General features: G+C 70.1%; 18 protein-coding genes and 1 tRNA gene. 5 read left to right on the top strand and 14 right to left on the bottom strand.

The window, feature by feature from the left end; all coding sequences use genetic code 11:
* Window position 1: 1 nt before the first annotated feature.
* The 5 genes from Ani05nite_RS16790 to Ani05nite_RS16770 all read right to left on the bottom strand — a co-directional run bounded on the left by Ani05nite_RS16790 (window position 2) and on the right by Ani05nite_RS16770 (window position 5,733).
* On the bottom strand, window positions 2-1,504 hold the full coding sequence (locus tag Ani05nite_RS16790; protein WP_203769354.1) for a peptidoglycan D,D-transpeptidase FtsI family protein: 1,503 nt from the start codon (window positions 1,502-1,504) through the stop codon (window positions 2-4).
* Window positions 1,501-2,955 (bottom strand): FtsW/RodA/SpoVE family cell cycle protein, encoded by a 1,455-nt coding sequence (locus tag Ani05nite_RS16785; RefSeq protein ID WP_203769352.1) that lies wholly within the window; start codon window positions 2,953-2,955, stop codon window positions 1,501-1,503. Before Ani05nite_RS16785 ends, Ani05nite_RS16790 begins: the two co-directional genes overlap by 4 nt.
* A gap of 80 nt (window positions 2,956-3,035) precedes the next feature.
* Entirely contained in the window at window positions 3,036-4,463 is a 1,428-nt protein-coding gene (locus Ani05nite_RS16780; protein WP_203769350.1) for a PP2C family protein-serine/threonine phosphatase, read from the bottom strand.
* Window positions 4,460-4,942, bottom strand: a complete 483-nt coding sequence (locus Ani05nite_RS16775) for an FHA domain-containing protein FhaB/FipA (protein WP_203769348.1) — start codon at window positions 4,940-4,942, stop codon at window positions 4,460-4,462. The genes Ani05nite_RS16780 and Ani05nite_RS16775 overlap by 4 nt, the downstream gene beginning before the upstream one ends.
* Before the next feature lie 5 nt (window positions 4,943-4,947).
* Window positions 4,948-5,733 carry an FHA domain-containing protein gene (locus Ani05nite_RS16770; protein WP_203769381.1) on the bottom strand — a complete coding sequence of 262 codons (786 nt, stop codon included), beginning with the start codon at window positions 5,731-5,733 and terminating at the stop codon, window positions 4,948-4,950.
* A gap of 168 nt (window positions 5,734-5,901) precedes the next feature.
* Between Ani05nite_RS16770 and Ani05nite_RS16765 the strand changes: the two genes are divergently transcribed.
* The 4 genes from Ani05nite_RS16765 to Ani05nite_RS16750 all read left to right on the top strand — a co-directional run bounded on the left by Ani05nite_RS16765 (window position 5,902) and on the right by Ani05nite_RS16750 (window position 9,174).
* A tRNA-Leu gene (locus tag Ani05nite_RS16765) sits at window positions 5,902-5,984 on the top strand.
* Between the two features lie 330 nt (window positions 5,985-6,314).
* The gene (locus Ani05nite_RS16760) at window positions 6,315-7,388 is read left to right on the top strand and encodes an NAD-dependent epimerase/dehydratase family protein (protein ID WP_203769346.1); all 1,074 of its coding nucleotides are present in this window, start codon (window positions 6,315-6,317) and stop codon (window positions 7,386-7,388) included.
* Window positions 7,388-8,191: a WecB/TagA/CpsF family glycosyltransferase gene (locus tag Ani05nite_RS16755; protein WP_377881512.1), complete on the top strand. Its 804-nt coding sequence runs from the start codon at window positions 7,388-7,390 to the stop codon at window positions 8,189-8,191. The genes Ani05nite_RS16760 and Ani05nite_RS16755 overlap by 1 nt, the downstream gene beginning before the upstream one ends.
* A gap of 305 nt (window positions 8,192-8,496) precedes the next feature.
* Window positions 8,497-9,174, top strand: a complete 678-nt coding sequence (locus tag Ani05nite_RS16750; protein WP_203769343.1) for a hypothetical protein — start codon at window positions 8,497-8,499, stop codon at window positions 9,172-9,174.
* Between the two features lie 12 nt (window positions 9,175-9,186).
* Here Ani05nite_RS16750 and Ani05nite_RS16745 read toward each other — a convergent pair whose 3' ends face one another.
* From Ani05nite_RS16745 to Ani05nite_RS16735, 3 genes are all read right to left on the bottom strand, one after another.
* Window positions 9,187-9,633 (bottom strand): hypothetical protein, encoded by a 447-nt coding sequence (locus Ani05nite_RS16745; RefSeq protein WP_203769341.1) that lies wholly within the window; start codon window positions 9,631-9,633, stop codon window positions 9,187-9,189.
* 211 nt (window positions 9,634-9,844) lie between these two features.
* Window positions 9,845-10,069 carry a DUF397 domain-containing protein gene (locus Ani05nite_RS16740; protein WP_203769339.1) on the bottom strand — a complete coding sequence of 75 codons (225 nt, stop codon included), beginning with the start codon at window positions 10,067-10,069 and terminating at the stop codon, window positions 9,845-9,847.
* Complete coding sequence (locus tag Ani05nite_RS16735) at window positions 10,033-10,914, bottom strand: helix-turn-helix domain-containing protein (protein WP_203769380.1); 882 nt, start codon at window positions 10,912-10,914, stop codon at window positions 10,033-10,035. The genes Ani05nite_RS16740 and Ani05nite_RS16735 overlap by 37 nt, the downstream gene beginning before the upstream one ends.
* Window positions 10,915-11,388: 474 nt before the next feature.
* Between Ani05nite_RS16735 and Ani05nite_RS16730 the strand changes: the two genes are divergently transcribed.
* Window positions 11,389-11,688, top strand: coding sequence for a hypothetical protein (locus tag Ani05nite_RS16730; protein ID WP_212992281.1), 300 nt, complete (start codon window positions 11,389-11,391; stop codon window positions 11,686-11,688).
* A 34-nt stretch (window positions 11,689-11,722) separates the two neighbouring features.
* Here Ani05nite_RS16730 and Ani05nite_RS16725 read toward each other — a convergent pair whose 3' ends face one another.
* The 6 genes from Ani05nite_RS16725 to Ani05nite_RS16700 form a co-directional block, all read right to left on the bottom strand.
* Complete coding sequence (locus tag Ani05nite_RS16725; protein ID WP_203769337.1) at window positions 11,723-12,625, bottom strand: PASTA domain-containing protein; 903 nt, start codon at window positions 12,623-12,625, stop codon at window positions 11,723-11,725.
* Between the two features lie 188 nt (window positions 12,626-12,813).
* A complete protein-coding gene (locus Ani05nite_RS16720) occupies window positions 12,814-13,059 on the bottom strand; it encodes a hypothetical protein (RefSeq protein ID WP_203769335.1) in 246 nt (81 codons plus the stop codon).
* Entirely contained in the window at window positions 13,060-13,281 is a 222-nt protein-coding gene (locus Ani05nite_RS16715) for a hypothetical protein (protein WP_203769333.1), read from the bottom strand.
* Between the two features lie 1,218 nt (window positions 13,282-14,499).
* The gene (locus Ani05nite_RS16710) at window positions 14,500-14,811 is read right to left on the bottom strand and encodes a hypothetical protein (protein WP_203769331.1); all 312 of its coding nucleotides are present in this window, start codon (window positions 14,809-14,811) and stop codon (window positions 14,500-14,502) included.
* Between the two features lie 386 nt (window positions 14,812-15,197).
* Window positions 15,198-16,676 carry a glutamate-cysteine ligase family protein gene (locus tag Ani05nite_RS16705; RefSeq protein WP_203769329.1) on the bottom strand — a complete coding sequence of 493 codons (1,479 nt, stop codon included), beginning with the start codon at window positions 16,674-16,676 and terminating at the stop codon, window positions 15,198-15,200.
* Between the two features lie 208 nt (window positions 16,677-16,884).
* Window positions 16,885-17,463: a YceI family protein gene (locus Ani05nite_RS16700; RefSeq protein ID WP_203769327.1), complete on the bottom strand. Its 579-nt coding sequence runs from the start codon at window positions 17,461-17,463 to the stop codon at window positions 16,885-16,887.
* Window positions 17,464-17,472 lie beyond the last annotated feature (9 nt).

Here is a 17,472-nt window from a genome sequence, read left to right as displayed (position 1 = left end):
CTCAGTCCCCTCCCCGGCCCGCCGCGGCCTTCATGATGAGCCCGGCGATCCGGGCCGCCTCGGCACTCGGATGATCGCCGGGGACGTTCTCCAGCATGACGCAGGCCGCCGAGACTGCCTCGCCCTTGTCGTTGAACGCGAAGCCGATGAACCAGCCGTGGTTGTCGGCGCCGGTCGCGTTCTGCGCCGTGCCGGTCTTGCCGCCCACCTCGAAGCCGCTGATCTTGGCGCGCCGGCCGGTGCCGTTCTCGACGACGCTGACCATCATCTCGCGCAGGTCGCCGGCCACTTCGCCGTTGACCGGCGTGCGCAGCGTCTGCGGCGCGGCGTTGTAGATCGGCCGCCGGTCGGGGCTGAGCAGCTGCTGGACCAGGTACGGCCGCATCTGCCGGCCGCCGTTGGCCACCGTCGCCGCGATCAGCGCACCCTCGAGCGTCGTCATCCGGACGTCCTTCTGCCCGATCGACGACTGGGCGAGCCCGGCCTGGTCGGTGCTGCCGTCCGGGTTCTTGATCTCACCGGTACGGCTGGCCGCGACCGGCAGTCCCGAGCCCTCGAGGTTGCCGACCGTCAGGTCGTCCTGCTCGAAGCCCCAGTCCCGGGCCGCCTTCTTGACCTTGTCGCCGCCCAGCGCCACGCCCAGCTGCGCGTAGCCGGTGTTGCAGCTGTCGGTCAGCGCCTCCTTGAGGGTGACCACCGCGCCGGGACAGGTCTGGTCCTCGGAGTTGCGGATCGGCGCGCCGGAGCCGGGGGCGGTGTAGCTCGTGCCGGCTTTGATCTCGCTGGTCTGGGTGTACCCGTTCTGCAAGGCGGCGGCCGAGATGATCACCTTGAAGGTGGAGCCGGGCGGGTAGGTCTCGGACAGCGCACGGTTCAGCAGCGGCTTGTCCTTGTCCTTGTTCAGCTCGTTGTACGCCGCGGCCGCGGCCTTGACGTCGTGGCTGGCCAGCGGGTTCGGGTCGTAGCTGGGGAAGGAGGCCATCGCCTGGATCGCGCCGGTACGCGGGTCGATCGCGATCGCCGAGCCCTTCTTGGCGCCGCCCTGGTTGTTGGTCAGCTGCTTCCAGGCCGTCTCCTGCGCCTTGGTCTTGATCGAGAGCACGACGTTGCCGCCGCCGGCCTTGTCGCCGGTGAACATGGCGCTGACCCGGTCGGCGAAGAGCTTGTCGCTGGCGCCGGAGAGGAACTCGTTCTCGGTGCGCTCGATGCCCACCTCGGCGATGTTCACCGGCTTGTAGCCCACGATCGGGGCGTAGACCTGCTTCTCCGGATACTGCCGGAGGTACTTCAGGGTGTCGTCGGTCAGCTTGTTCTGGGCGAGCGCCTGCCCGTCGGCCTCGACGACCCCGCGGGGCACTTCATATTCGGCGACGGTGACGCGGCCGTTGTAGTCGCTGGTGCGGTAGGCGTCCGCCTTGTAGCCCTGTACCCAGTTCAGGTTGGCGAAGAGCAGACCGAACAGGACGAGGATGACCACGCCGGCCTTGCGCAGGGGTGCGTTCACGGCTTGATCACCTCCGTCATGGCGCCGTGGAGCTGGGCGGGCGGTTGCTTCGGTCCACCCGGTTGAGCCGCCGGCCCGGCCGCCGCCGGCCGGCGACCGGCATCGGAGATCCGCAGCAGCATCGCGATGAGCAGCCAGTTCGCCATGAGCGACGAACCTCCGGAGGACAGGAACGGCGTGGTCTGGCCGGTCAGCGGGATCAGCCCGGTGATGCCACCCAGGATGACGAAGACCTGCAACCCCAGGGTGAACGCGAGGCCACCGGCGACCAGCTTGCCGAAGGAGTCCCGCACCCCGAGGGCCGCCCGCAGGCCGCGCTCGACGATCAGCAGGTAGCAGACCAGCAGCGCGGACAGGCCGAACAGGCCGATCTCCTCGCCCATGCCGGCGAAGATGAAGTCGTTGCGCACCTCCGGCACGAAACCGGGCGAACCGGCGCCCGGCCCGGTGCCGAACAGCCCGCCGGTGCCCAGCCCGAGCAGGCCCTGGACCAGCTGATAGCTGCCGCCGATCCGGTTGTAGTTCTCCGCGTCGAACGGGTGCAGCCAGACGGTGGCCCGGTCGTAGAAGTTAGCGAACGGGCCGCCGACCGACGCGCCGAGCAGGTACGCCACGTAGACGCCGCCGAAGAACATGACCAGGCCGATGAGCAGCCAACTGACCCGTTCCGTGGCGACGTAGAGGGTCACCACGAACAGGCCGAAGTAGAGCAGCGCGGTGCCCAGGTCCTTCTCGAAGACCAGGACCAGCAGCGAGAGCAGCCACACGGTGATGACCGGGCCGAGGTCGCGGCCGCGGGGGAAGTCGATGCCGAGCACCCGGCGGCTGGCCAGCGACAGCACCTCGCGCTTGCGGACCAGGTAGTAGGCGAAGAAGGAGACCAGCGCCAGCTTGGCGAACTCACCGGGCTGGATCGAGAAGCCGCCGATCTTGATCCACAGCTTGGCCCCGTTGATCTCGGAGAACCGGCCCGGCAGCACGGCCGGGATCATCACCAGGACGATACCGACCAGGCCCAGCGTGTACGCGTACCGCGAGACGGCCTTGTGGTCGCGCACGACCAGCAGCAGCACCGCGGCCAGCACCAGGGCGACCAGCGTCCAGGCGAGCTGACGGCCGCCCACCCCGGCGAAGATGCCCGGCTCGGGCTGCTTCTCGGCGATCGACTTGGCCAGATCCAGCCGGCGCAGGAACCCGACGCCGAGGCCGTTGATCAGCGCCACCGTCGGGATCAGCACCGGGTCGGCGTGCAGCGCGGTGAAGCGGACCACCAGGTGCAGGGCGAGGAACAGGACGCTGAGCAGCGCGGCCGGCACCCAGAAGGTCGGCGTGAGCTTGTCGAACTGGTTGGCCTCCACCGTGGCGCCGTACGCCGCCACGATGATCATCGCCAGCGCGAGCAGGCCCAGCTCCGCGTTGCGGCCCGTCCTCGTGCCCGGGACACGCGGCATCTCACCCGTGGTCGCGGGTGTGGGAGCCGGAAGGGCGGGCGCGGTCAAGAAGGAGTCCCCAGACTTCGGTGAGCGGACGCTCAGTCGACGGGCCGGCACCCGACCGGGTCGACGACCGGCGGGGCAGACTCCGAGGGCTGGGCGTCCGGCGTGGAGGTCGGCGTGAGGGCCGACGCCGACGAGGAGGTGGGCCGGCCGGGAGACGACGTCTTCCCGGCCGCGGACGGCTCGCCGGACGGGAGCACCGGCTCCGGCGTCGTCGGCGCGGCGCTGCCGGCCACGCAGATCGGCTTCAGGTTCGGGTTGGACGGCTCGTCGCTGGTCAGCTCCTGCAGCATCCGCTGGGCGTCGGGCTGATTGGCCGCGTGGATGCCCTGCTTGACCCGGTCCTGGGCGACCGAGGTGAGGTCGTCCAGGCGCGCCGGGCTGGTCTCGTGAACGCTGGAGAGGTCGAGGCCCGCGATCTGGCCGGGCACGCCCCGGAAGATCGCGAGCTGGCCCTGCTCGGTCGCGCCGACGTAGTACTGCTTCTGGGTGTACTGCCAGCCCAGGTACAGGCCGCCGCCGAGGATGCCGAGCAGCAGGAGCAGCAACAGGCTCGTGCGTACCGGATGGCGCTTGGGCTGCGGGTCGGGCTCGTCCCGGTCGTACGCCGGTCCGGGCTGCGCCGGCCGCGGCGGCGACTGCAGGGCCGCCGCGCGGGCCGCGGCGCTGGAGGCGTCCGCGACTGTCGAGTTGCCGCGGTCCCGGGCGGCCGCGCCGCCGACGATCGGGGCCTGCTCGACGATGTCCGCGTCGGTCGCGTCGGCGACCACCACGGTGATGTTGTCCGGGCCGCCGCCGCGCAGGGCGAGCTGCACGAGCCGCTCCACGCAGGCCTGCGGGTCCTGGATGTCGCGCATGCTCTCGCCGATGGTCTCGGCGCTGACCACGCCGGACAGGCCGTCGCTGCAGATGAGGTAGCGGTCGCCCTTGAGGACCTGGCGCACCGAATACTCCGGGTCGATGTCCCGGCCGTCGAGCGCGCGGGTGAGCAGCGACCGCTGCGGGTGGCTGCTCGCCTCCTCCGGGCTGATCCGGCCCTCGTCCACCAGCATCTGGACGTAGGTGTCGTCCTTGGTGATCTGGGCGAACTCCCCGTGGCGCAGCATGTAGGCGCGCGAGTCGCCGATGTGCACCATGCCGATCTTGCTGCCGGAGAAGAGGACCGCGGTCAGCGTCGTGCCCATCCCCTCCAGGTGCGGATTGGCGTCGACGGTGTCCCGCAGGGTCTGGTTGGCCGTGCCCACGGCGTGCCGGAGGGCGTCGACCAGCGCATCGCCGGGGACGTCCTCGTCGAGCGGGGCCATGGCCGCGATCACGATGTTGCTGGCGACGTCACCGGCGGCCATGCCGCCCATGCCGTCGGCGACGGCAAGGAGCCGCGGTCCGGCGTAGACGGAGTCTTGGTTTCCGTCTCGGATCAGACCGCGGTCGCTCTGGGCGGCGTAGCGCAGGGTCAGGGTCATGGCCGTAACTCGAGTGAAGTGCGGCCGATCCGGATCGGCACGCCAAGGGGGACGGGAGTAGGTCCGGAGACCTTACCGCGATCGAGATAGGTGCCGTTCGTCGAGCCGAGGTCCTCGACGAACCACTGCCCGTCCCGCGGCACGAGCCGGGCGTGCCGGGCCGACGCGAAGTCGTCCGTGATGACCAGCGTCGAGTCCTCCGCCCGCCCGATAGTGATTTGAGCCTCACCGAGCGTGATCCGGGTGCCGGCCAGCTGGCCGGCGGTCACCACGAGCTGCCGGGCCGCCTTGCCCCGCTTCGCCTTCGCCGGCCGGCCCTGCGGCACCACGCCGCCTACGCCCCGGGGCGAGGCGACCAGGCTCTTGGACCGGACCCCGGCGAAGAGATCCTTGCGGATGACTCCCACCACTGTGAACACGAAGATCCACAGCAGGATCAGGAAGCCGAAGCGGGCGACGGTGAGGACAAATTCTGGCAAGGTGCCTAGCCGTCCACTCGGAACGTGAGGGTGGTCGTCCCCAACTGGATCATGTCGCCCGGGTTGAGCGCCACGGCCGACACGCGCTGACCGTTGACCATCGTGCCGTTCGTCGAACCCAGGTCGGTCAGCACGACCTGGCTGCCGTCGTAGTCCAGCCGGGCGTGACGCCGCGAGATGCCGACGTCCGGCAGGCGCAGATTCGCCTGGTCCCCACGGCCGATGACCGTCGAGCCCATCTGCAACGGGTACGTGCGGCCGTCGCCGGAGACCAGGCCGACGTTGCGCCCGTTGTGCCCCCCGTGCGGCGGATAGCCACCCTGCTGCTGGTCGTACGGCGAATACGCCGGCGCCGCGTCGTAGGCGGGCTGTTGCACCGGGGCGACCTCGCCGCCGGTGTACACCTCCGCCGTGACCCGGAACATGCCGGTATCGAGCCCGTCACCGCGCTCGATCTCGACGATGACGTCGCCGTAGACCGTCCAGGCCTGCTCGCCGATGAACTCCGCCTGCGACTGGGCCAGCTCCTGGGCCAGTGCGGCGGCGTACGGCGCCAGCCTGCTGTGGTCGTACGGCGAGAGATCGATCACGTAGCGGTTCGGCACCAAGGTGCGACCACCAGCGAGGATAGCCTTGTGCGCCTCGGCCTCCCGCTGCATGGCATTAAGAATCTCCACCGGGTGCACGACACCCTTGAACACCTTCGCGAAGGCACCCTCGACCAGGCCTTCCAACCGCTTCTCAAAGCGCTGCAGCACGCTCACCGGCTCCTCCTCGGGTTCCGAGGACATGATGGTATCCGGCCGCCGCTTCCGCATCTCTGCGAAGAGCCGCCGGTCGCTCCTGACCCTCGTATTGCGTCCCCTGACGCCGTGCTAGTCTTCCCTGGCGTCACGGGCAGTATCTGCTCGCGGTGTAACGAGGGACAGCGTAGTCTGTTCCGGCTAACTGAATGCCACGGGGATGTGGCGGAATGGCAGACGCGCACGGTTCAGGTCCGTGTGTCCGAAAGGACGTGGGGGTTCAACTCCCCCCATCCCCACGAGACGCCTGGGCGCCTCCTGTCCGCGGAAAGCGCGGACCGGGGGCGTCTCGTCATATCTGCTCCGGGGGCCGAGCCCCCGGACGCCCCGCGGTGCGGTGGGCGCGCTGAGTGATCTGCTCGCGCTGGGTGGGTGGCTCGCCGTCGCTTCGCTCGGCATCGTGGGGGGGTCGGGACTCTGTCCTCCCCTCCGCCTCTCCCTCCGCCTCCGCTTCCTTCTTCTCTTCTCCTGGGTTTGTGCCGGCTCGTTTGGGTGACAGCGGAGCGTGAGGGGGGTCGCGTTATGCTCTCGACTGGTTTTTGACCCCGAGACCTCTGGAGAGTTTGCTCGTGGCTGTTGCCCTGGTGACCGGATCAGGTGGTCTCATCGGCTCCGAGGCGGTTCGGCACTTCGCCGGGCTGGGCCTCGAGGTCGTCGGGATCGACAACGACATGCGACAGGAGTTCTTCGGCGCCGAGGCGTCGACGGCCTGGAACGTGCAGCAGCTCACCGCGGACCTCGGGCCGGCGTACTCACACCACGGGGTGGACATCCGCGACCGCGACGCACTGTCGCGAATCTTCCAGCGGTACGGCAAGGACATCGCGGTGGTGATCCACACCGCCGCCCAGCCGTCGCACGACTGGGCCGTGCGGGACCCGTTCACCGACTTCGACGTCAACGCCGGCGGCACCCTGAACCTGCTGCAGAACACCCGCGAGCACTGCATCGACGCGGCGTTCATCCACTGCTCCACCAACAAGGTGTACGGCGACGCCCCCAACCGGCTCCCGCTGATCGAGCAGGAGACCCGCTGGGAGATCGACCCGGCGCACCCGTACGCGGACGGCATCACCGAGGACATGTCGATCGACCAGTGCCTGCACTCGGTCTTCGGCGCGTCGAAGGTGGCCGCCGACGTGATGGCCCAGGAGTACGGCCGCTACTTCGGCATGAAGACGGCCATCTTCCGGGGCGGCACCCTCACCGGGCCGGCCCACTCGGCGACCGAGCTGCACGGCTTCCTCGGCTACGTGATGCGCGCGAACATGGAACGGCGGCTCTACCGGATCTTCGGCTACAAGGGCAAGCAGGTCCGCGACGCCATCCACAGCCACGACGTGCTCAGCGCGTTCGAGGCGTTCTTCCGCAACCCGCGCTCGGCGGCGGTCTACAACCTCGGCGGCGGCCGGCACTCGAACTGCTCCAACCTCGAGGCCTTCGCCATGGCGGAGAAGATCAGCGGCACCGAGATGGTCACCGAGTACGTCGACGAGAACCGCATCGGCGACCACCAGTGGTGGATCGGCTCGATGGCCGCGTTCCAGGCCGACTACCCGCAGTGGAAGCAGGTCTACGACGTCCCCATGATCCTCCAGGAGATCTACGAGGCCAACGTCGACAAGTGGGTGCCCCAACCGTGATCGCGCAGGGCAAGAAGAACGTCCTCGGCGTGCTGGTCGACGCGGTGGACTACGAGGCGGCGACGGCACAGATCCTCGACGCCGCCCGCGAACGCCGCCACTACGCCGTCACCGCGCTGGCGGTGCACGGCGTGATGACCGGCGTGCAGGACAAGGCGCACAACGCCCGGCTCAACTCGTTCGACCTAGTCACGCCGGACGGGCAGCCGGTCCGCGGCGCGCTCAACCTGCTGCACCACGCCGGCCTGGCCGACCGGGTCTACGGTCCCGAGCTCACCCTGCGCGTGCTGCGCCAGGCCGCGGCCGAGGGCCTGCCCGTCTACCTGTACGGCTCCACCGAACCGACCCTCGGCAAGCTCGTGCCGGCGCTGGAGCGGATGTTCCCGGCGCTGAAGATCGCCGGCGTCGAGGCGTCGAAGTTCCGCAGCGTCCAGCCGGGCGAGGACGCGGAGATCGCCGAGCGGATCAAGGCGTCGGGCGCGCGGATCGTGCTGGTCGGGCTCGGCTGCCCCCGGCAGGAGATCTTCACGTACGCGATGCGGCCGCTGCTCGACATGCCGCTGCTCGCGGTCGGCGCGGCGTTCGACTACCACGCCGGGCTGCTGAAGAACCCGCCCGCGTGGATGCAGAAGTACGCCCTCGAGTGGTTGTGGCGGCTCGGGCTGGAGCCCAAGCGGCTGTGGAAGCGGTACATCCTGCTGAACCCGGCGTACCTGTCGCGGCTGGCCGTGCAGAAGGCCGGGCTGTGGAAAGCGGCTCCGCCCGCGCCGGCCACCGAGCGGGTTCACACCTTCGCGGTCTGACGTCCCCCGGCCGGGTTGTCCACAGGCGGCCGGGCGGTGCCGGGGTCCCGCGGCGTCGCCGCCGGAAACCCCGGCCGACCTCCCCAGGTCGGGCCCGTGGCCGCCACCGATGCATCGGTGGGGTCTGGCACCCGACACTAGGACACAGCTCACGGCCGCAACAGGGGGCATTGTCCCCTTCGCCCATTGGGATGAGGTCGCTGCGTGAAGCTGCGGCGACCCTGGGTCATCAGGTAACCCCTACGGGTCCCCGGTCCGGGCATATCCCGGTTTCGCGGTTTGCCCGCCAGGTGAAGGCTGTCGATGTGAACACCGCAACGGACCTGATTCTCATCGGCGCGCTCGCCGGGGTCTGGCTCACCGCCGGACTGCTCGCGGATGCCCTGCCGGGCGTACGCACCGCTCGTGAGCTGCGCCGACGTGCGCGCACACTGTCCCTGCTGGTCGGTGCAGGCGTCGCGGTGTTCATCGCCGTGCCGCTGGTCACCGGCGTACTGCCCGGGACGTCGAACGCGCCGGCGGCCGCGCTGCTGCCCGCCGTACCCGCGTTGGTCGTGCTGACCCTCACCGCGCGCCGCCTCACGCGGATCCGGCGCGGTGCGGCCGCGTTCGCCACCGCGCCGCTGACGCCGGCGCCGCCGGCGCTGCAGGCCGCCGCCGCGCACCCGCTGGTCGCGACGCCGCTGCAGGTCACCGGCCTGGCCGCGCTCGCCGGCGTGCCGATCGCCGCGGGGGTGATCGACGTGCCCGGGGCCCAGGTGGCCGGGATCGTGCTGACCGTGGTCGGAATGGCGGTGCTCGCGCTCGGCATCCGGCACGCGATCCGGCACAGCCGGCTCAACGTCAACGTCTTCGCCCCGATCGGCAAGGCCCGGCTGCGTCCCGTGCCGGCACGCCAGACCGCCGCCGAGACCTACACCGCCCTGCCGGCCGAGAGCCGGCCGGCAGAGGGGTACGCCACCTCGGGCCACCGCGCCGCCTGAGGCGTCGCGGTCCTACTTGCGCTTGGCTTCCTGCACGTAGAGCAGTTCGAGGATGGAACGGGCGGCCTCGAACCAGCGGTCCAGCCAGGCCGAGTCCGGCATGGCGCCGCGGACCGGCAGCTCGAGCAGCAGGCCACGCAGCAGCGGGTGGTCGGCCATCGAGGGCGAGCTGCTCGCGTCGACCCAGCCGCCGCTGGTCGGGAAGACCGGCTCGGTCACCCCCTGCAGGTCCATGGATGGCAGCTTGGCCGCCCGGTCAAGTGCGCTGGTCGGCTCGATCGGGGTACGGGTCGGCAGGCCCGACAGGCTCGATCCGCCGCCCCGCGCGACCAGCTCCCCGTCGTTCTCCGCGGCCAGGGCAGCCTCACGGCGGGTCTGCCGGTACGCGCTCACGCCCCCGCTGAAGCGGTCCTGTGCGGTCACGGATCCGTTGCTCAGATTGTCGGAACCCATCGTCATCTGCTTCGCCTTGCCTCGCTCGTATGGATCGCCCACCCGCACCGTCACGCGAGGGGGACGGTCAGCCGTACGGGGCCGGCGGCGGTTCTCCGGCGCGGTCCGGTCCGCGCTTAGAGCGTTCAACGAGGCATACCCGAACGGGCGACGGTGCCAATGGGGCGAAATGCAGCGACCGCCCCCACGTACGCGGCGGGGGCGGTCGGGTGTTGCACTACCGGTCGAACTCGCCGTCCTTGGCGCCGCCCACGAAGGCGTCCCACTCGGCGGCGGTGAAGATCAGGGCGGGCCCGGTCGGGTTCTTGGAGTCGCGCACCGCGATGGCCTGGTCCACGAAGGCCACCTCAACGCAGTTGTCACAGTTCGGCCCACTGCGCGTGCTCTTGAACCACTGCGCGCGGTTCAGATCGATCCGGAACCCCTTGGTCTCAACTTCCACAATGGCTCCTCTGCCAGCATAGCGATCATGTCTCTGGACTCCTCGGGAGAGAGGGCCGACGATCGGATGGTCTCGAAGATCGAGTTGTACTTGCGGAGCTCATCGCTCTTCTCCAGAAACAGCCCGCCGGTCGCGTTCTCGGCGAACACCACGTTGGGGTCCTCGGCGTCCGGAAAGTCGAGGATCGCGAACGTGCCGTCCATGCCGGCGTGGGCACCCGCCGCGAACGGCAGGATCTGCAGAGTGACGTTCGGCAGACGGGTCGCCTCGACCAATCGCAATAATTGATCTCGCATGACCTCGTCGCCGCCGACCGGGCGACTCACCACCGCTTCATCGAGCACCACCTGAAGATCGATCGGATCGTCCTGAATCAATAACGCTTGGCGAGCCATCCGGACGCGTACCCGTTGCTCTATTTCTCGGTCCGGGTCACCCAGTCGAGCGGCCCGAATCATCGCTATTGCGTACTTATCGGTCTGGAGCAAACCGGGAATCACCTGCTGCTCGTACGCCCTGATGGAGCGGGCCGCCGCCTCCAGCCCGACATACGCGCCGGTGAGCACCGTGCTGAATGGATGCCACCATCCCTTTTGCCGGGCTTCCCGCGATATCTGGACTAATTCGTCGGATTCCACGCCCTTGACGTCATAAATGTCCAGCATGTCCTTTACGTCCCGCGGAGTGGCGCTGGTGTGGCCGGTCTCGATTCTGGACACCTTGGACGGTGAGCAGCCGAGACGCTCGGCCACCACGTCGATGGTCACGCCGGCCGCGTCGCGGTATCGACGAAGTTCGGCACCGAGTCGGCGGCGGCGGATGGTGGGGCTGCGGCGCGGATTCACGCTCACCTCCGGGCTGCGTGGCATCATGCGACCGGACGGTATGGGGCTCCACCGTACGGCGTTGTCCGACTCAGTCTCTCTGTTGATCTCTTGATCCTTCAAGCGTCCACAGTGATCGTTTAGTCACTTTCGGCTGACCTGCAACTTGCATCGACTAGTCTCGTGGTGCAATCTTTCCGTATGGCGCACGTCACTTAGTGTTCTTGCGGGAAGCTGCGATACGGCGCCGAGCACTCAGCAATGCACCGAAAAGCGACGTCGTGCACGGGGGGACCGGCCCCCGCCGACTGTCCCGGCCGGACTCCACCGGCTCACGGGCAGTAACGGCGGGCCGACTGCGGCACAACCGCGCCATTGCGAGGATTGGCACATTCGTTATGGTGCAAAGACGCACGAGCCGGGCACACTGGACCGTCGGCGTTCATGTGCGGCGCAGTGCAATTTGCCCCTACTGGGTTCAGGACAGGAGATGACGTGCTTCCTCGGTCCGGCGATGTCATACACGTGACGAAGGCGGCCAGCGTCCAATTCGCGGCGCCGATGCTCTTCCGCGTCATCCGGGTGCACGACTGGCCGACCTACGAGGGTTGGATCTGGCTGGACGGCTACGAGCTCAACGGATCCGGTGACGCGGTCGAGCGTCGCTCCATCTTTGTGCAGGTCGGCGGCCTGCGGCAGGTCGGCAAGGCCCCGGATCCGCGTACCCGTAACGGCCGGCAGCCGGGCATGACCACGGGCGCCATCCAGGCTCGGGCCCTGCGCGCCAACCGCTGACGCCGACTGACCCCGGGCTCGGTTGAGCCCGGCCTCAGTCCTCGTCCGGCTGGCCGGCCGGGCTGGTCGTGGTGGGCGGCGTCGTGGTCGCCGGCGTGGTCGGTCGCGCCGCGATGATCAGCGTGACCACCGTGTCCGCGGGCACCTGCTGACCCTCCGCGGGGTCGCTGTCGATCACTGTGCCGGCCGGGGAATCGCTGGTCACGTAGCGCAGCCGGTAGTTCAGGCCCTTGCGGTCCAGGGCGCCCCGGGCCTCGTCCGTGGACAAACCCTTCAGCGCCGGCACCGTCACGTCGCTCGGGGTGGTCGGTGGCGTCGTCGTCGGCTGCGTGGTCGCCGGCTCGGTGGACGGCGGCGCGGTAGTGGGCTGGGTGGTCGCGCCGGTGGTGGCCGGCGCCGCCGCCGAGGGGGTCACGGCCGGGGTGGCGTCGTCGCCCCCCGTGGACTGCACGATGAGGTAGATACCCCAGCCCAGCAGGCCCAGCAGCAGCAACGCGACGATGCCGACCGCGATCGGCGTCCACCACTTGCCGCGCGGTTCGTCGGCCGGCCCGGCGGCCCAGTCGGTGGGGGCGTACTCGTCGCCGTACCCCGGGCGCGGAGGGCGGACGCCGGCCCGGGCGGACCAGACGGCGTCCCCCTCTTCGGCCCAGTTGTCGGTGCTGCGGGGGTAACGCTCTGTGTGCGTACCGTCGTCGGTCGGACCGGGAAAAGCGGCGGTCGCGTCGCCCCGCGACGCCCGCGGGGCGACCTGGGTCGCGTCCGGATCGGCGCCGGGAAAGACCTGGGTGCGGTCCGCGTCGGCCGCCAGGCCGGGCAACTGGGCGGTGCGGTCATCCTGCGGGGGACCGTCGATCGGGGGATTTTCCTCGTCGTCGGCGAACGGGAAGTACTCGCCCGTCTCGTCCAGGCGGCGGCGCTCGTCGTCGTCGGCCATCGCCGGATCCTCTCCGTTCGCGCGTCCTGCCCACCAACCTAACCAATCTTGGTGCATCACCTCATTGATTCGCAGGCATCGTCACCGACGGCTACAGTGCCCGGCATGGCCGAGACGGGCTGGACAGCGCGAGTGGCAGCCGCGGCCGGAGTGGCCGCGGGGACGGGCGCCGCCCAACTCGGCCTCGGCTACGGCCTGGGCGTGGTGGTGTGGCCGGCGGTGTCCGACGACGACAGCGTCTGGCTGGGCAGCCTGGGCTGGGCCACCTGGATCGCCGCGAGCGCGACGGTGTTCGGCGCGGTCATCGCGGGCCGGCTCGGCCGCGCGGCCGGCGGGCCCTGGCGCTTCGCGCTGGCGGCCTCCGCGGCGGTCGGCGCGCTGCTGACGGTCGCGCTGATCGCGCTCCCGGCCCGGGCAGCGGTACGGACGGACACCTACTCGCCGCAGACGATCGCCGGCGGGTACGCGGTGATCGGCGTGCTCCTGGGCCTGGCCATCGCGTACTGGGCGGTGGTCTCCCGGCCCGTGGCGGCGAACCTGATCGCGACCGCGGCCTGGCTGTGGTCACTGGCCGTGGCGGCAGTCATCGCCACGATCTTCTGGCACCGTCCCTCGGCGACGTACCTGTCGAGCTGGCAGTTCGTCTCACCGGACACCGCCGACAGTCAGTACGGCACCATCTCCTGGCCCAGCGCGGTGCTGACGCTGCTCGCGGCCCTGGTGCTGGGGGTCCTCGGCGCCCTGCCCGCGGTCCGTCGCGGTGACGTCGGGGTGGGCGCCGCCTCGTCGGGTGCGGTCGGTCCGCTGCTGGTGGCGGGGGCGTTCTTCGTGCTGGCGCCGCAGTTGAGCGGTACGCCCGGGCCGTTGCAGTCGGCTTATCTCATCGCGCCTTATGCGGTGCTGGCCGGGCTGGCGGGGTCGGCGTTGGCGGTTGCGCTCGGGCAGCGTTGGGGCGTGGGGCGAGGTGTCGCCGCGGGCCCGGCATCCACAGGCCCGGCATCCACAGGCCCCGCATCCACAGGCCCCGCATCCACAGCTCCCGCATCCACAGGCCCCGCATCCACAGCTCCCAGGTCCGAGGCTTCCGGATCTACAAGCGCCGCGACGGGCTCGGCGCGAGCCGGGAACACCGGGTCCGGTGCTGCTGCGACACGGGCCGGCGCTGCTGAACCCGCGACTGCAGCCGGTGCCAAGGGTTCCAGGGCCGGGGTGTCTGGGACCACCGGGTCAGGAGTAGCCGCGTCGGGGCCTGCTGGGAGCGGAACCGCCGCCGTGCCGTCGGCCAGGTCGGCATCGAGGTCCCGGGGCGGGTCTGAGTCGATCTCCGCGCCGCCGGAGCGGGAGGAGCGCGCCGGATCCGCCGGTGGGTCCGAGGCACCTCCCCGACGGTCGTTCATGGACCGGTTCCGCCGGCGCGACGCCCGTCAAGGTGACACTGAGTCGCCGACCACTCCGTCGGGGACCGCTACGGGACGCGCCAAGGCTCCCGCTTCCGCGACCGCGTCGGCCGGTGCCGGCCGACGCGAGGACGCCCCTACGCTTGGCGACCGCGCCGCCGGAGGAGACCAGACATCCGGCGATCGAGCTGGTGCGGGCCGAGGGGATGCCGCACCGAGTGTCACGGGTGCCGTCGCCGCTCGCGGAAAGTCACCGGCCGGCCGCCCCACAAGCTCGCCGCGATCCGGCGCGGCGTCGGTTGACGGAGCCGCGCGTCCTGCCCCGTCGTCGGCTCCCGGCCGGTCCGACACCCGCTCGACGGTGGCGCCTCCCCCGGCCTCTCCACCGATAGCACGGATCAACGAACCTCAATCGGGTGAAAAGCGGCCGGCTCGCCCGCAATCCTCGGCCCGCGCGGGTGGCAATGAGACGCCTGGTCAGGCAAATGACGCGGCTTCCGATAAAGCGCCTTCGGCGGCGAAGACCACCGCGAAGTCCACAAAGGCCGCGTCCGGCACGCCCCGATCGGCGCCTCGGCAGACGAGGTCGGGGGGCGCGAGAGCAGCAACGTCCGCCAAGCCGGACGCGTCCGGGTCCACCGCCACGGGACCGACCACGGCTGCGGCAACCACCGCGGGATCCAAGAACGCATCCGGCTCGAAGGACGCCGCCGGCTCGAACGACGCCCCCGAACGGAAAGACACCGCCGGGCCCGATGCCACCGCCGGCCAAGAGATGCCGCCCGGCAAAGAGACACCACCCCGCCAGTAGTGCCGCCGGGCCAAGATATGGGGCCCGCCAAGAGACTCCGCCGCAAAGAGATGCCGCACCAAGAGACGCCACACGACGAGAACGACAACCGCGGACCACGGGAGAGCCGGCTCACCGATCCGGATACGCCGGGCCAACCCACCACCTGCGTTCAGCCGGGTGGAAGCCCCCGCCAAAGAGCCCCTCAAGCCTGCCAAGAAGACGCCGCCGCGCCGGCAAGAACGGTGATCCGCGGCAAGAACAGGAACCCCGCCACCGGCGAAAGAACAAAGCCCGGCGGCCCCGAACTCAACGCCCCCCAGCCACCACCCTGGAGGGGAACGCCGGCCAGCTGCTCGGCAGCGAAAATCCCGGACAACCCGCGCTAATCGACCGGCCAGGTATGGACCGGCTCGTTCGTCTGCTGCAATGAGCTGTACCGAAGCAACATGTCATGCAAAGCCGCCTGCCGATCCAGCCCGCGATGATGCTCGGCAGCCCACACCGCCCCGGTCTGCCACGTCGCCCCGTTACGGCCCGTCCGGCAGCGGTTCTCGATCACTCCGAGCAGCCGGTCCCGTTGGGCGGGATCCACGCCGAAGGCGTCCAGCCCGGCATGAGCCATCGGCAGCAGCTCGCCCAGCACCAGTTCGGGCACCGGGATCTCGCCCCGGCCGGGCCAGTACATTTCCGCCTCGATGCCGCGCCTGGCCGCCTCGTGGAAGTTGTCCTCCGCCGCGCCGAAGGCCAGCTCCGCCCAGAGCGGCCGGTCCTGCTCGACCAGGTGGCGGACGAGGCCGAAGTAGAACGCCGCGTTCGCCAGCATGTCGATCACCGTCGGGCCGGACGGCAGCACCCGGTTCTCCACCCGCAGGTGGGGGCGGCCGTTCATGATGTCGTAGACCGGGCGGTTCCAGCGGTACACCGTGCCGTTGTGCAGCCGCAGCTCGCCCAGGGCCGGGACCTTGCCCGCGGCCAGGGCCTCGGCCGGGTCCTCGTCGTCCATGATCGGCAGCAGGGGCGGGAAGTACCGGACGTTCTCCTCGAAGAGGTCGAACACCGAGGCGATCCAGCGTTCGCCGAACCAGACTCGGGGGCGTACCCCCTGGGCTTTGAGCTCGTCCGGCCGGGTGTCGGTGGCCTGCGCGAACAGCGCGATCCGGGTTTCCGCCCAGAGCTGCCGGCCGTGCAGGTACGGCGAGTTCGCCCCCAGCGCCACCTGGATCCCGGACACCGCCTGGGCCGCGTTCCAGTAGTCGGCGAACTTCTCCGGCGGCACCTGGAGGTGGAACTGCACGCTGGTGCACGCCGCCTCGGGGGCGATCGAGTCGCTCGCCGTCTGGAGCCGTTCGACGCCGCGGATGTCGACGCTGAACTGTTCGCCGCGGGCGCCGGCGAGCTGGTCGTTGAGGGCGCGGTACCGGTCGTCGGCCGACAGGTTGGCCAGCACCAGGTGGTCCTGGCGCAGCGTGGGCAGGCTGCCGATGAGCACGATGGTGCTGTCGGATTTCTTCGCCCGGTCCTCGGCGCGGGCCAGGCTCTCGATGATGTCCTGCTCGTAGTCGGCCAGTCCGGCCCCGCTGATCAGCCGCGGCCGGGCGTTGAGTTCGAGGTTGAACCGGCCGAGCTCGGTCTGGAACGTGGGGTCGGCCAGGTCGGCGAGGATCTCGGCGTTGCGCATCGCCGGTTCGGCGTCCTGGTCCATGAGGTTGAGCTCGATCTCGAGGCCCGTCATCGGGTGCTCCGCGTCGAAGGCGAAGTCGTCCAGCATCAGCGCCAGGACGTCGAGGCAGCGCCGGACCTTCTGCCGATAACGGAGCCGGTCCTCCTGCGAGAAGACGACCCCGGAGAGGCCCTTACCCATCGTTCCTCCTGCGGGGTTCGCGTGACGGTCTCACGCTATGTGCACCCGCTAACCAAAGCCAGGGACAAACCGGACGTACATCAGCTCTCGGTAAGCGGACCGCAGCGCAACGTTTACCCTCGCATCCGCTCCCTGATGCCGCCAGTCCTGCCCCGAACGCAGCCGGGCGCCGCCCGAACGGGCGGCGCCCTGCTGCGCAACGGCCGGATCAGGCCTGGCGAATGGCTTCGCCCTCGATCTCGATCTTGACCTTCTTGCCGATCATGACGCCGCCGGACTCGAGCGCCATGTTGTAGGTCAGGCCCCAGTCCTCGCGGTCGATCTCGGTGGTCGCGCTGAAGCCGAACACCTGCTGACCGTACGGGCTGGTGGTCGCGCCCTCGAACTCGACGACCAGCTCGACCGGCTTGGTGACGTCCTTGATGGTCAGCTCGCCGTCGAGCACGAACTCGGCACCGGAGTGCGACTTGATGCCGGTGCTGCGGAAGGTGATCGCCGGGTACTTCTCGGCCTCGAAGAAGTCGCCGGTACGCAGGTGGTTGTCGCGGTCGGCGTTGCCGGTCTGCACGCTCGCGGTGGTGATCGTCGCGGTGACGGCGGACTGCAGCGGGTCCTCGGCGATGGTGATGGTGGCGTCGGCCTGCGCGAAGTCGCCGCGGACCTTGCTGACCATCAGATGGCGTACCACGAAGCCGACGCGCTTGTGGGCGGCGTCCAGCTGGTACGTGCCGGCGGCCGGGATCTGGAGACCGTCGAACTCACGGGTGGTGGCGATGGAGTCGGTCATGACATGTCC

This window comes from Actinoplanes nipponensis (genome assembly GCF_016862275.1).
Lineage (GTDB): Bacteria > Actinomycetota > Actinomycetes > Mycobacteriales > Micromonosporaceae > Actinoplanes > Actinoplanes nipponensis.
Note: the sequence above shows the minus strand (reverse complement) of the source record. Positions and strands in the feature narration are given on the sequence as shown.

Excerpts from the sequence above, each read along its gene's own strand:
- Ani05nite_RS16770 (WP_203769381.1), bottom strand. The coding sequence starts at position 5,733 with ATGTCCTCGGAACCCGAGGAGGAGCCGGTGAGCGTGCTGCAGCGCTTT.
- Ani05nite_RS16700 (WP_203769327.1), bottom strand. The coding sequence starts at position 17,463 with ATGACCGACTCCATCGCCACCACCCGTGAGTTCGACGGTCTCCAGATC.
- Ani05nite_RS16785 (WP_203769352.1), bottom strand. The coding sequence starts at position 2,955 with ATGCCGCGTGTCCCGGGCACGAGGACGGGCCGCAACGCGGAGCTGGGC.
- Ani05nite_RS16745 (WP_203769341.1), bottom strand. The coding sequence starts at position 9,633 with ATGACGATGGGTTCCGACAATCTGAGCAACGGATCCGTGACCGCACAG.
- Ani05nite_RS16780 (WP_203769350.1), bottom strand. The coding sequence starts at position 4,463 with ATGACCCTGACCCTGCGCTACGCCGCCCAGAGCGACCGCGGTCTGATC.
- Ani05nite_RS16705 (WP_203769329.1), bottom strand. The coding sequence starts at position 16,676 with ATGGGTAAGGGCCTCTCCGGGGTCGTCTTCTCGCAGGAGGACCGGCTC.
- Ani05nite_RS16725 (WP_203769337.1), bottom strand. The coding sequence starts at position 12,625 with ATGGCCGACGACGACGAGCGCCGCCGCCTGGACGAGACGGGCGAGTAC.